Source organism: Mesorhizobium sp. P2_C7, assembly GCF_056404515.1.
This window is the reverse complement of sequence record NZ_JBFUDW010000011.1, coordinates 42,582-56,349: the sequence shown is the minus strand read 5'-3', so window position 1 is coordinate 56,349 and position 13,768 is coordinate 42,582. Positions and strand designations below refer to the sequence as shown.

At 59.2% G+C, this 13,768-nt stretch carries 10 protein-coding genes; 4 read left to right on the top strand and 6 right to left on the bottom strand.

Going from position 1 to position 13,768, the window contains the following annotated elements:
- Positions 1–157: 157 nt before the first annotated feature.
- Both AC1D2G_RS22145 and AC1D2G_RS22140 read left to right on the top strand, forming a co-directional pair.
- Complete coding sequence (locus AC1D2G_RS22145; protein WP_457155554.1) at positions 158–454, top strand: hypothetical protein; 297 nt, start codon at positions 158–160, stop codon at positions 452–454.
- Positions 455–719: 265 nt separating this feature from the next.
- On the top strand, positions 720–2,246 hold the full coding sequence (locus AC1D2G_RS22140) for a DegQ family serine endoprotease (protein ID WP_477416630.1): 1,527 nt from the start codon (positions 720–722) through the stop codon (positions 2,244–2,246).
- Positions 2,247–2,547: 301 nt separating this feature from the next.
- Here the strand turns inward: AC1D2G_RS22140 and AC1D2G_RS22135 are convergent, their stop codons facing one another.
- The 5 genes from AC1D2G_RS22135 to AC1D2G_RS22115 form a co-directional block, all read right to left on the bottom strand.
- The gene (locus tag AC1D2G_RS22135) at positions 2,548–3,606 is read right to left on the bottom strand and encodes a helix-turn-helix domain-containing protein (RefSeq protein ID WP_477416628.1); all 1,059 of its coding nucleotides are present in this window, start codon (positions 3,604–3,606) and stop codon (positions 2,548–2,550) included.
- 1,342 nt (positions 3,607–4,948) lie between these two features.
- A complete protein-coding gene (locus AC1D2G_RS22130) occupies positions 4,949–5,947 on the bottom strand; it encodes a hypothetical protein (protein WP_477416626.1) in 999 nt (332 codons plus the stop codon).
- Entirely contained in the window at positions 5,847–6,320 is a 474-nt protein-coding gene (locus tag AC1D2G_RS22125; RefSeq protein WP_477416624.1) for a hypothetical protein, read from the bottom strand. Before AC1D2G_RS22125 ends, AC1D2G_RS22130 begins: the two co-directional genes overlap by 101 nt.
- Positions 6,321–7,340: 1,020 nt before the next feature.
- Positions 7,341–10,481: an efflux RND transporter permease subunit gene (locus AC1D2G_RS22120; RefSeq protein ID WP_477416622.1), complete on the bottom strand. Its 3,141-nt coding sequence runs from the start codon at positions 10,479–10,481 to the stop codon at positions 7,341–7,343.
- On the bottom strand, positions 10,478–11,650 hold the full coding sequence (locus AC1D2G_RS22115) for an efflux RND transporter periplasmic adaptor subunit (protein ID WP_477228355.1): 1,173 nt from the start codon (positions 11,648–11,650) through the stop codon (positions 10,478–10,480). The genes AC1D2G_RS22120 and AC1D2G_RS22115 overlap by 4 nt, the downstream gene beginning before the upstream one ends.
- Before the next feature lie 174 nt (positions 11,651–11,824).
- Between AC1D2G_RS22115 and AC1D2G_RS22110 the strand changes: the two genes are divergently transcribed.
- Entirely contained in the window at positions 11,825–12,409 is a 585-nt protein-coding gene (locus tag AC1D2G_RS22110) for a hypothetical protein (protein ID WP_477416620.1), read from the top strand.
- Between the two features lie 581 nt (positions 12,410–12,990).
- Here AC1D2G_RS22110 and AC1D2G_RS22105 read toward each other — a convergent pair.
- Positions 12,991–13,290: a hypothetical protein gene (locus AC1D2G_RS22105; RefSeq protein WP_477416618.1), complete on the bottom strand. Its 300-nt coding sequence runs from the start codon at positions 13,288–13,290 to the stop codon at positions 12,991–12,993.
- A 260-nt stretch (positions 13,291–13,550) separates the two neighbouring features.
- Here AC1D2G_RS22105 and AC1D2G_RS22100 point away from each other — a divergent pair, with 260 nt between their 5' ends.
- Positions 13,551–13,760, top strand: coding sequence for a hypothetical protein (locus AC1D2G_RS22100; RefSeq protein ID WP_477416617.1), 210 nt, complete (start codon positions 13,551–13,553; stop codon positions 13,758–13,760).
- Positions 13,761–13,768 lie beyond the last annotated feature (8 nt).

Below are 13,768 nucleotides of genomic sequence, written 5' to 3'. Positions count from 1 at the left end.
GCGGCCCAAGAATGGCACGTAGATGAATGTCGGGCTGGCGGCGACCTGTCGGAGTCGGTCACGATGTGAACGTCTACGACTGACGTCTTCCAAGATCGAAGCCACCAATTTTCTGCGGTAGCGGTTGCCGGCGGAATACGAAGAGGAGACTACACAAATGGGCTGCAATCGAGCGCTGGTGCAGATTTCATCCATTGGCGCCGGCGTTTTCTTGTCGATCTGTCTCGCCGGCACCGTAGCGACCGCTGCAGCCAAAGACCAGGACACCGTGGCAAGCGTGGTTGCCGACCAGGTGCGAAGCCAAGGCTTCCCTTGCAGAAATCCAAGTTCTGCCAAGCGCATTGCGGCCGAGTCCGTACCAAATCAGACCGCCTACCTGCTCCGATGCGAAGGGACAACCTACCGGGTGCTCTTGATTCCAGATCAGGCAGCTGAAGTGGCCAGAGTTGACTGAAGCCTTACGCGGGCCTCCCGCGAGGTGACATGTCGACAATCGACGTGGTCGATCTCGAAAGACACTGCGTCGCGCCGCTAGTAGCCTTCGCAGTCTTGCCGACAAAGGCACAAACCGGAAGCAACAAGTACCAGCCTAGTAAATCGGCTTGATCGGAAGCTAATCAGCGAGGCTAGCGCATCCGATCGGCCGTACGCCGGATAGACGGTTCCGCACGAGGAACACGCCACGGCGCCAGGACCAAAGCCTCGCACGGGTCGCGACCATGTCAACTTTCAACATCCTCCGCAGGCACCGCGCCGTGCTGCTTTTCTCCGCCGTCCTCGTAGCGCCGCTCGTCGCTGGGGTCGCTCTGAACGCGAGTTTGGCCGATACGAAAATGGCCTCCTCCCCGGATGCCTCCGCCAATCGCGCTCCGGCCACCTCCTATGCTCCGATCGTTGCGGCCGACAAACCGGCAGTGGTGACGATCACGTCGATCATGAAAACTTCATCGGCGCCCGATGGCCAAGCCCAGCCCTCGGACAGCGGTCTGTCGTCCGATGAACGGCTGCCTCGATTCTTCAGCAATCGAGGGATTCCGGCGCCCAAGGCACCACCGCAGGGAGCGACGCAACTGGCAGAGGCCCTCGGCTCCGGCTTCATCATCAGTTCAGACGGCACCATCGTCACCAACAACCATGTCATCGACGGAGCTTCGGATATCATGGTGACGCTGGACGATGGAACCGAGCTGCCGGCAACCCTTGTCGGCCGCGACGCAAAATCAGACCTTGCGGTCCTGAAAATAAGGGCTGGGAAGCCTCTTCCCACTGTTGCCTGGGGCGATTCCGACAGACTCAGGGCAGGCGACCCGATTCTGGCGATTGGCAATCCGTTCGGCATCGGAACGACAGTCACTGCGGGAATCGTTTCCGCCCGCGGGCGCGACCTCAACAGTGGTCCCTACGACGATTTCCTTCAGATCGACGCGCCGATCAACCACGGCAATTCGGGTGGACCTCTCGTCGACACCAACGGCACTGTCGTCGGTATCAACACCGCGATCTACTCGCCCAATGGCGGCAGTGTCGGCGTCGGATTTGCGATCCCTTCCAATGAGGCCGAAAAGATCGTCGCCAAGCTGGTGAAGAACGGTTCGATCGAACATGGGCTGCTCGGCATCGAGATGCAGCCGGTCACAACGGACCTCGCCAACGCCCTCGGCCTGCCGACGCCTGAAGGTGCTTTGGTCGCGGATGTCGGCGACGGATCGCCCGCCGCTCATGCCGGCATCGAGACCGGCGACGTCATCACCGGATTTGCCGGTCAAACCATCAACGAGCTCAAGACCCTGTCTCGAGCCGTGGCGGATCTCGTGCCGGGAAAAAGGGAGGTGCTGTCCGTTTGGCGCAATGGGAAGACAGTTGCGTTGTCGGTGGTCATCGGCGGCAATGACGCCAGCGTCAAACCGGTGGCCACAATCAATTCTTCGCAGCCGCTGCATTCCAGTTTTCCAACACTTGGTCTGGCGCTTGGTGACCTCGATCGAACCGTTCGCCAGGCCTTGAATGTGCCTTCACAGGTTTATGGTGCCGTGGTCGAGGGTGTCGATCCGGACCAGCCGGCAGCCACCTCCGGCATCGAATTGGGCGACATCATCATCTCGGTCAATGGCGTGCCGGTGAAGACGGCGAAGGACACCAGCCAAGCCATTAGTGTAGCAGCAAAATCCAGCAGGAAGTCGGCGCTGCTGCTGGTCAAGCGCGGCGACCAGCAGACGTTCATCGCTGTGCCATGCGGCAATGGTTGAAATGTGCGGATGCCAAAATCGCCGGAATGGTACGTCATATTGACGCGAAGCGATTTCAGTCTCCTGAGGGGACGAAATGCGGTCACCGAGTTGCTCGGCGAGAGCGATCAAGCGGAAGTGGCGGATCGGGCGGAGAAAACTCGCCCGTCAATTGCGCCAGAACCCAGATCTCCGATCAAGGCCGGGGAAGGTGAGAGCCAGAACGAAGTCTCGATCGAAGAGCGCCGACTTCAGGGTCGAATTTCAAGGACTGCGCAATTCCCAGCCAGGCCGGGTCCCAGCCAGCCGGGCCGTCCAGGGCCTATCCAAGGCTCCGCTGGTAAGCACTCGGCGTCAGGCCGGTCGCCTTGCGAAAAGCGGCCGTGAATGAGCTGGTTTCGCTGTATCCGACAGTCAATCCGATGTCCGTCACCGAATGAGCCCGCGTCGCAAGGAGACCTTTGGCATGCTCGATTCGACGGTTGATATGATACCGATGCGGAGGCATCCCAAAAGAAAGCTTGAAGGCGCGGCAAAAATAACATGGGCTCAACCGGGAAAGCTCCGCGAGAGTGGCGAGCGGTACCGGTTCACCCAAATGCGCCTCGATATGGGCCTTTACTACCCGCTCCTGCCAAGCCGCAAGTCCCCCTCGAAGCTGAGGTTCGGCTGTCGGCGTCCTCTCGTGGAAACGGACCAACTCATGAGCCAGGACGATGCCCAGTGCTTCCAGGTAACGCCAATTCTCCAGGTTTGGACTTTCTAGCGACCTCATCAGTTTGAGGGCGGTACCCAAAAGCGTTGCGTCCTCAAAGAAGAGCTTCGCAACGAACGTCACATCGGTCATGCCAGCGTTGAACGGAACTTGCAGCTTGGCAGGATCAAGATAGACAAACATGAGACGCGCAGCCGTCCGTGGCGCATGCCATTCGAGATATTCGCGACCGGCGGGCACCAAGGTAAGCCGGCGACCAAAATCCCGCAGTTTCGACCGGGGCAAACCTTCGACGAAGGTGTCACCGTCTCGGCGCGTGCCCTGCTCGTAGACCACCAGCAAGTGCATGGGCGCGCGAAACCGGAATTCGAATTTGTCATGACCGGCGGCTTGGACCACCTCGGCAACTATCCCATCCGAAATCACCGTGCGACTACTCACCGCGTCGCCTGAAGATATCTCGACACGGCAATCGGCCCCATCGGCGCTCCGGCGCCCGAACTGCGCGTGCGCCACGGAGTTGGTACGCTGTGCCTTTCCGCCGTTGAACGGAGCGCGCCAATCCGCCGACAAGAATGGGTCCGTTTGCTCCGGTCGCCGAGCATTGGCCGCGAAGGCAGCAATCGCGGGTAAATCGATGTCGCGGGAGGCAGGATTCATCAACATGGCGTGGCGCACATCCTTCGGGTTATCCCATCTGATGTCAGGGTAGAGCGCCGGTGATGATTTACTCCATTCTACATCCGTAGGTGGACTTAGAGTATTGGTCTGAACTGCTCATACTTTGGTTTGTGATTGGACGAGCGGACCAATGGGCCGGTTCTTCAATTGCGGCCGATCCCAGGTGATTGGTCGATTTGGCGCGCGTGTGCGTCAGGTCTTGATGACCTTGAGCGGGGTCCCCTGCTTGGCCTGGGCCTTTTGACGTTCGCGCGAAATCCGCAAGCTGGATGCAAAGCCGGCAAGAACGACGAAGCACCGGCAGCAAAAACCACTAGGTTGTGGGTGGGCGTTGCGATCGGTGGTTTCGATCCGTTTTCGTCACCATCGTGGCAGCGCTCCAACTCGTGCCAGATTGGTTCTCCGGGCCCCCTCCCACGCCCGCCGATCGATTGTGAAGGCGCTCCGCCCCCCCGAGAGCGTTTCTCACCGCTCGAGTTCTTGGGCCGATGACATGTCGTCATCGGCCCATTTTTCCCTCCTGCCTTCGGAGCACGAACCGATTCACGGTCGATCGCCGGAGCGTTGCCGGCGTCGGGACCCTCAGCGATGCGGCTTGCTTGCGGCGCGATGCATCGCGCGGTTTCGGAGACAAGATCCGACGTCGCAACTGGCGCTCGTCTGTCGCAGGTGGGCCAACTCAAGTCGACGGCGCGGTCAAGTCAGCCTCCACCGCAATCACCGTGTCGCGAGAGGCGCAACACCTCTCATCAAAACCGGTTCATGCCTGAAAAAAGATCGGTCGGGGGATACTTGTCCCCGTCGTTATCGAGCTGCGATGCTGGTTTCTTGGCCGATCTGGTTGTCGATACTTGAACGTGCCTCGGCAACGAAGTGTGGTTGCCGTTCGTTTTTCGTTCGACACGATCGAACTTTGCCTGCATGCGTCCTGAAGGCGAAGCTGCGGCACCGGCCCAAGCGGTTGACAGAAGGACTGCCGCGATTGCAGCCCCTATTGAAAGGGAACTCATGTGATTCACCTGTTGTGTGGTTCTGTTGCACAGCGCGGCAAATTCGAATGGGCGATAGAGACATCGCTCATGCCCGCAATCTTTATATAGGTTTCGAAATAAGTTCTGAACCACTATACAGAGCACGTTAAACATTGATGCAATTGTTTAGTTACTTAATATTCAAGTATCATTCCACACATAAGAAATGATCTGGTACATAAGGCCAGCAGTTTATTCCTGCCGCCAGCTTTCGCCGATTGGCCCGCGGTCCTCGCGTGGCGGCTTCGTCCCTGGCCGCGGAGCCTGGACAGACCCATGCACGGCGCGGCGCGCGATCAGTCGAAGATCGGCTTTCCGATTCCGTTCGAAAAAATGTTGCCGAGATAGAGGTGGAGCTGTGCACGCACGCCGATGTCGCGGCCCGAACTCGCATTGATCGGAACGATCGCCTCCACCCCGAGTTGGGCGTACTCGCCCACCCAGATAACGCCAGGATTGATCGTGCCCGTGGTCTCTCCAGCTGACGGCCCGTTCAGCGGCGTCTGCATCGCGAATTCCACCAGCGGCACCAAACCCTCGGCGAAGCGCTGAGCATTATCCTTGTCAGCGGAATGCACATTGGTCAGCAGGCTGTATTCCAGAGCAAAGCCCCATTGCAAGATATCTGGGTTGTCGACCGTGGTGGCGCCGGTCACTGTGGTGGATTCGGTCGGCAGTGCGACTCCTAGGGTCGCGGTGACGTTGACCGGACGCAGCCATGCCAGCGAATCCGACAGATCGCCGAAGCCCTTGCCGACGTAGAGGGTCGGTGTCAGCGTCGAGAACGACTTGGCACCGATGTCGGACGATCCGGTGCCGCCCAGCGCCAGCGTACCGCCTGCCGAGAACACGAACTCGTGCTCGGCGTTGGAATAGACTTCATATTGGGTGCCGAGCACCCAATCGTCGAAGCCCGAGCGCGTGCTCCCCCGATCGACCATGCGATAGTTTGCGGTGAACGACACCGACCAATCCGGGGTGATGAGCTTGCTGTAGGAGAAAGGAAAGTCGATCTCGCGCGAGCCGGTGTCGGGCAATTGCATCAATTGGGGAAAATTGACGAAGTCGGCCGGGGTGGGAACCACGGTCGCAAGCGTTGAGGGGAAGAAACGGTCCCCAACGTAGGACGCCGATGCTTCCGAACATGCAACGAGAGGCACCAGGAAGCTGGGCACCACAAGGTACCACGCCCGGTTAGCCATCCCACTCTCCTGCTTGACGCGCCCGACGCCGGTCGCATCGTCGACTATGGGCTTCGCTTGCATCCACTGGCTGTAGGAACTGGGGATGATCATCCCTTTGGCCCTTCACGCAAGGAACGATGCGCTTGGGGCGTGGATGAGACTGGGTCGGTTCAGTCCGGGCATCGTCTTTCTCCGCAAACCAAAGCAAGGCGATCACCAGGTCTGAATAGATGGCGAAGAAAATCAGAAACGATCTGGCGACCACGTCCGCGGTTGAGGCCGCGAGCACGGCGAAAAGGCACAGCGGTCCCGTCATGGCGAGGAACTCGAACCAGTGCGTCTTGCCGATACGGTCGCGCCACGACAACGCTTCGATGATCGCCGAGTCGAGTGGGTCGATGCCGGCAGAGATCGCGGGGCCAGGCACCGAAGCATGCCAACGGCGGCCCAGAGGGAAGAAGCATCCGAGTTGGACTGTGCCCATTGCTCTCGGCTTCCAGGCCGTCGCCTCGCGAGCTGCGGGTCTAACTGGTCGAACCGCAATCCCCTTCCAGGGTGGCGTGAGATTCACGTGCGTCGTCGAGCCGCCAATGGCGATGCCCTGCTCCGTGAGGGCTGTTCCGGTCGCCAGTAGCGCGCGCCCGCCTCCAGCGGCGGGCTCGCAAGGCCGCATCGACTTCCTGGGTGCCATGCGTTCAAATCCTCGGTATTGAGCGCCGAATGTTGCGTCCAAGCAAAGAAATGTCTTTCGCAAACGCCACCCCAATTCGTGTTTCGCCCGTTGCGCCGATTGGCTTCTTCAATTGGTTTCAGGCGAAGCCGGGGACCAGCGTGCCAATTGCGGATCGCGCAGCGACCCCACTGTGTTCGTCGTTCTCGTCAAAAACGGCGTCCGTCAGACGCCTCCCGACAGATCCAAAGTAACTTCTTTGCCATTTGGGTTATGCAGCCATACCAATGGATTATTCATGCCAACGGCAAAATCTATGCATGCTTCCCCGACCGCGAAGGAGCAAAAGAATGAAATGCTTGAACTGCGTAGGCGCGGTGAAAATACCCCACCAGTACTACTTCTGCTCCCAGGAATGTTTCGGAGAGACAACCCGTAACACCAATTGGAGGATGTTGAGCGATGGCCTTCCGCCTACTGGTTTTCCTGCTGGTGGCCAGCCCCGCACTGGCCCAGGACCACACTTCCCACGTCCCCATTGGCCCTCCCGAGGGCAATTACGGCCAGGGGCACGAGAAGTGGCACAGCATCTACATGGGGATGCATAACACGCTGGGTGGCTCATGCTGCAACGGCGGCGACTGTCGGCCAACGGTTGGCAAGTTCGAGGGGGGAAAGTGGTGGGGCAAACTCAACGGAGTATGGACGCCGATCGAGCCATCCAAAAGGGTGCCTGAACACCCGTACTCATGGAACGAGACGGCCCACATTTGCGCGACTGGGAACAGCGTCTACTGCTTCATACCCTCTGACAACGGGACCTGAACCTCTCCCCTAGCCGGCTGGGTGCCTCGTTTCGGAGAAGAGTTCGCCCTGCTCGGGTTCCACAGGCGGTGTTTTTGCGCCTCGCAAGCCACCCAGGAATTTGCCGAGCCGCTCAAGATACAAGTAGACCACCGGTGTCGTGTAGAGCGTGAGAATCTGCGACAGCGCCAAGCCGCCCACGATCGTGTAGCCGAGCGGCTGGCGGATTTCCGATCCGGCGCCGGTGCCCAGCATCATCGGCACGCCGCCTAGCATCGCCGCCATGGTGGTCATCAGGATCGGCCTGAAACGTATGGTGCAAGCGCGGTAGATTGCCTCCTGTGGACTGAGACCTTCGTTCCTCTCGACCTCGAGCGCAAAGTCGACCAGCATGATGCCGTTCTTCTTGACGATGCCAATCAGCAGGATAACGCCGATCATGGCGATGACGCTGAAATCCATATGGACCGCCATGAGCAAGAACAACGCGCCGATAGCGGCTGAAGGCAGCGTCGATAGAATGGTGATCGGATGGATCAGGCTCTCATAGAGCACGCCAAGGATGATGTAGATCACCACCAGCGCCACTCCGATCAAGATTGGTGTGCCTGACAGCGCCGATTGAAAGGCTTGCGCGTTGCCCTGGAGGCTGGTTGCAAGCGAAGCAGGCTTTCCGGCATCGCGTTCGAACTGCTGGATAGCTGCGACCGCATCTCCGAGCGCCGCCCCGGGCTTTAGATTGAAGGAGATCGTGACCGCCGGAAACATGCCTTGATGATTGATCACGATCGGGGCAGCCTTCGTCATGCTGGTCACCAGGGCGCTTAATGGCACCTGCTGCCCTGTCGAAGAATTCAGATAGATATCCTTGAGCGCCTCGGGACCGTACTGGAATTCCGGGCTGACCTCGAGAACAACGTGATACTGATTGAGTTGTGTAAACATTGTGGAGACGATGCGCTGGCCGAAAGCATCGTCGAGCGTGTTGTCGATCGTCGACGGGAGGATTCCGAAACTCGACGCGACTTCGCGATTGACGGTCACATCGAGCAGTGGTCCTGCATTCTCCTGATCGGTGGCCACGTCAACGATTCCCGGCATGGCTCTAAGCTTGTCGAGGAATATCGGTGCCCAATGGTTGAGCTCGTTGGAATCGGCATCGGTCAGAGTATATTGATACTGCGTTTTCGAAACCCGACCGCCGACAGTGATGTCCTGTGCCGCTTGCATGTAAAGCGTTATGCCTTGAATCTTGGCGAGTTGGGATGACAGCCGGCTGATCACCTGATCGGCGCTGACGTCACGTTGGTTGTTTGGCTTCAAGGCAATGTACATTGTCCCGCGATTGAGCGTGCTGCCGCCAGTTGCTCCTATCGAGGCTCCGACCGAAGCTACCGCCGGATCCTTAAGCACAATGTCGGTTACCGCCTGCTGACGCTCGGACATAGCCGGGAACGAAATATCCTGGTCGGCCTCGGTGACGCCGATAATCAAGCCGGTGTCTTGTTGTGGGAAGAAACCCTTCGGGATGATGACGTAGAGATAGCCGGTGACAGCAATCGTTCCGAGCATGACGAGCAGCGTCACGAAAGTGTGCCGCAGGACGATCCTTAGGCCCCGTTCATACAATCCAAGCAGCGCGTCGAAGCCGCTTTCGCAAATATTATAGAGCCGCCCGTGCCTGACGTTGGCCTCATTCTTGAGCAGACGCGCGCACATCATTGGCGTCAGCGTGAGCGAGACCACCAGCGACAGGATCAGTGAAACGCTCACCGTTACCGCGAATTCCTGGAAGAGTTCGCCGACATAGCCTCCCATCAGAAATAGTGGAATGAACACTGCGATGAGCGACAGCGTAATCGAAATGATGGTGAAGCCGATTTCGCTCGAGCCCTTCAACGCAGCCTCCATCGGAGTGAGGCCATCTTCGATGTGACGGACGATGTTCTCGATCACGACGACTGCATCGTCGACGACGAAGCCGACCGCGATCGACAAGGCCATGAGTGACAGATTGTCGAGGCTGTAACCAAGCACATAGAGCACGGCAAAAGTGCCGACGAGCGAGAGGGGTACGGTTATTGCGGGAATGACCGTTGCCCAGAAATTGCGCAGGAACAGGAATATCACCATCACCACCAGGGCGACGGTCAGCATCAACGTGAACCGCACGTCTGCGACCGAGGCACGGATGGTTTGGGTGCGGTCTGAGACGACCGATACCTTGATGCCGGGCGGGATCGACGCTTGCAGCTGGGGCAGCAGAGCCTGAATGCGGCCAACCGTCTCGATCACATTGGCACCGGGCAGGCGCCGGATAGCCAGCAAGATGGCGGGCTTCTTGTCGTACCAGGCGGCGACAAAGTGGTTCTCCGACCCGTCTATCGCGGTGCCGATGTCGCGGATGCGTACAGGGGAGCCATTGCGATAGGCGACGATAACATCATTGTAGGCGTCAGGTTTGAGCAGTTGGTCGTTTGTGTTGAGCGTGAAGGTTTGACGCGGGCTATTGAGCGTGCCCTTCGCAATATCAACATTGGCCTCGCCGAGCACGTTGCGAACATCTTCAAGGCCAATGCCGCGGGCCGCGGCCGCTTGCGGATTGACCTGCACACGGATCGCCGGCTTCTGCTGGCCGCCAATGCCAACAAGACCCACGCCGGAGATTTGCGAGATCTTCGGCAGCAGGATGTTTTCCGCGTAGGCATCGACCGTCGTCAGTGGAAGGGTGTCGGATGTCAGCGCGAGCACCAGGATCGGAGTATCCGCCGGATTAACCTTGCGGATGGTCGGCGGATAGGGGATGCCCAGCGGCAGATCTGGGCTTGCGGCATTGATCGCCGACAGCACGTCAACCGCGGCGCTGTCGACGCTGCGGCTGAGGTCGAACTGAACGGTGAGTTGTGTGCTGCCAAGCGCGCTGGTCGAAGACAGCTGGGTCACGCCAGGGAGTTGGCTTATCTGTTGCTCAAGCGGGGTGGCTACCGACGACGCCATGGTTTCGGGATCGGCACCGGGCAACTGCGCTGACACCTGGATCGTCGGAAAGTTGACGTTCGGCAATGATGCGACCGGCAGGAGCCGGTAGGTAGCCAGCCCACACAGCAGCAGACCCGCCATCAGCAGGCCTGTCGCGATCGGCCGGCGAATAAAAGGGGCCGAGACATTCACGGGATTGCCTGCTGCACTGCGCTTTGCAGGGCGGCTTCATCAGCGGCTTTGCCCCGCAGCACTTGAACGGGGACGCCTTCCACGAGCTTGTATTGCCCGTCGACCACGACCGTTTCGTTCGCCTCGAGACCCGAATCGATAAGGGCTTGTCCCTCGGTCAACTGGGCAACGGTGACAGGCCGTATCCGCGCGGTTCCATCAGGTGCGATCACGTAGACATAGGAGCCGTTTGGACCTTGCTGCACTGCCGACCCGGCTACCGTCAGCCCCCCAGTGCGGGTATCAAGAAGCAAACGTACATTCACCAGGGCACCCGGCCAGAGTTGGTTCCCAGCGTTCGGAAACGTGGCTCGGAGGCGGATCGTGCCCGTCGTCTGGACAATCTGGTTGTCGAGAAGCAAAAGTTTGCCTTCGTCGAGCTTGGTCTTGTCGTCCTGGCTGTACGCAAAGACCGTAAGCTGCCCCTTGGCCATCTGCTTCTGGATTTGCGGGAGCGTTTCCTCGGGCAGCGTAAAGATCAACGAGATCGGCTGGACCTGCGCAACGTCGACCAGACCAAAAGTATCGGTCGGGTGAATGATATTGCCTTCGTCGATCTGCCGGATACCCGTTACACCGTCGATCGGCGAGGTCAGACGGGTGTAGCTCAGATTGATCTGCTCGGCCTGTAGCAGAGCCTCGTCTGCCTTGATTGTCGCCTGGAGCTGGATCACTTCGGCCTTCTGCGTGGCTACCAGTTGGGAAGTGGCAAAGCCCTTCGCCAGCAGTGGCGTGTAACGGTCCAGGTCTGCCTGCGCATTGACGAGCAGCGCCTGGTCGCGATCGCGAGTGGCGGTTATCTGATCGATTTGTGCCTGATAGGGATCTGGGTCGATCTGCGCCAGCAGATCGCCTTTTTTCACGGTCTGGCCTTGCGTGAATGTGATCTTCGTAATCGGTCCTGAGATCAGGCTGTGCACGACCACGTTGTTGTAGGCGATCACCGTTCCTACACCGCGAAGGTAGATCGGCACATCGTGACTGGCTACCTTTCCGGCAATGACCGGAACCGCCGAGGCAGGAACGGAGACCGCCGCAGGTTCGGAATGGTCGTAGACGTGTTTGGCTGCAAGCCCAACGCCGCCGATCATGATCAGCAGCGCAGCAACAATGAAGGGTCGCTTGCGCATTGAGGGCTCCTACGACAGCGGCTCTTAAGGGATCAGTTCTTTCAGCAGCCGGATGTCGACGGCGTGCCGCTAATGCCCGTCAGCCCCGTGCTGCCACATGATGTGCCTGATACATTGAGCATAGGAATCGCTACCTGTGGATTTGTTACCGGATCGGCCAACGCGGGTGTTGGAATGCCAATTGGCGAACTCACTCCCAAATTGCTGAGTTCCGAAGACCCAAGCGGAATCCCAACTGCGGCCCCAAGACTCGTGGACGATGTCCCGGTGGTCATCGATGGTGTCGCTGTGGTGCCGAAAGACGACGCGCTCGACGCCGTCGAGTTGCAGGTGCCCGACGCTGTTGAAACCGTCGGGTTCACAAACGACGTCCCGCTCGTGGATGTGGTTGCGTTCATGCCTCCGCCGTCGAAAGTGGAAAGGGCGGAAGTCGCTGCCGCAACTTCGGAACTTGATGCCAAAACACTTGGCGCCAAGACATTGGTACACCCGGAGTTGTTGGAACTATCCCCGATGCCCACGGTGCTACCCGTCAAGCCACCCGGATCGAGCTCGACCGCGCCCAAGGGAATAGCAACCGGATTGAGGGGCGAACCAATTGCAGAAAGCGGCGATGTCAGTCCTGTCGCGGGCGTGGTGCTGATTTGCGCCAAGCTCGGCCCGCTGAACAAGAGAGCGACCGCAACGGTAATCAGCAAGATTGGCATCGCAACGTCATACTCATTTCGCATTGGAACTACCGTCGTTTCATGTGTCTAGGTAGGGGCGGAGAACATCGTACTAATCCCACCGCCCTGACTGCCTGAGGCCAAGGATTTCATATGTGCCGGCAGCACTTCCTCGTGTCGTTTGGGTCGGATTTCGCCCGGTCAGATCGAGATGATGCCAGATGGAGGGGAAGCGCTCTTCTCTAAAGGCGGCTGGATTTCCCTATTCGCACGCCGACTCCGAGCATTTGTGAGATTTGGACAAGGTCGCGCTCCTTGTCGGAATGGGCCTCGCCCTTTCATCAACCCGACGATGCGCTGGCTGCTCAATATGAACGTGCGTTAACCGCGACGGGGCGCGGGGTCGGACCATGGATTGGCGGTTGGAAAGGTCTACTAAAGTGGTGCCGGAGCCTGCCAGCATTCCTTCCGATATCGCGCGACGGTGCCCGGATATTCACGCGGCCACCGCCGACATCGGCGTGGCGGTGGCGGAATTCTATCGATTAAGTTGAATGGATCGGCCGCCTTCGACGCCCAAGGCTGGGAACCAGCTGACGGCCAATGCGATCACAACCAATCTCGGCCCGAGCATTTCGAGACCGATTTTCCAGGGCGGCCGGCTGAATTGGGTTACAGGCAAGAGTGCCAGATACCATTGGATCCGTAGTAACTCGGGTTCACAGCGTCGAACGAGCAGTAAGCAGTGTCGGTGTCGTCGTTCAACCAGAGCTGGTTATCATATGCCCGGTCGCCAGCTTCCCGACCGCCAAAAAGGACCTTGTGGTGCTGGCGGTTGCCAATGGCACCGCTGCTGAAGTGTACGGTAGGACCATCTCCGCCGCCGCTGCGCGCCATGGAGACCGTCGCCGAGCCGGTCGCCAGCATCACGCCCAAAGTAATCTTTGCCAATATTTCTGCTGATTTTCTCACGATATGCTCCTTCGGGTTGAGAATTCATGGACCTTCTGAAAAATACTTCCAGTCAGGCCGCGGCTGGGCAGACGTGCGAGCCAAAACCTTCAGTGTTCGAATCCGGTCCCCACTCGCACCGTGGAGTCCGGATTCGAAGAGGCCGTGGTGGTTCACGGACAATATGGGTAAAGGGTGCGATACTCATTGTATGGGTACGGGTAACCGCAGTAGCCGTCGTCATAGAAATCACTGCCGAAACCGCGGTCCCTTCCGAACCTATGACCGTCGCCGACATGGACACCACGGACATGGCCGCCGCCGCCCAAGATTGCGACACGACCGCCATTGGCAAAGCCTACGCCGTGGCCACCGCCAAAGCCTTCGGCATGGCCGCCACCGCCCATGCTCATACCATGACCGCCGCCGCCAAAGCCGCCGCCACCGCCATGGCCGCCGCCACCGCCGTGCGCCATCGAGACCGTCGCTGAGCCAGCCG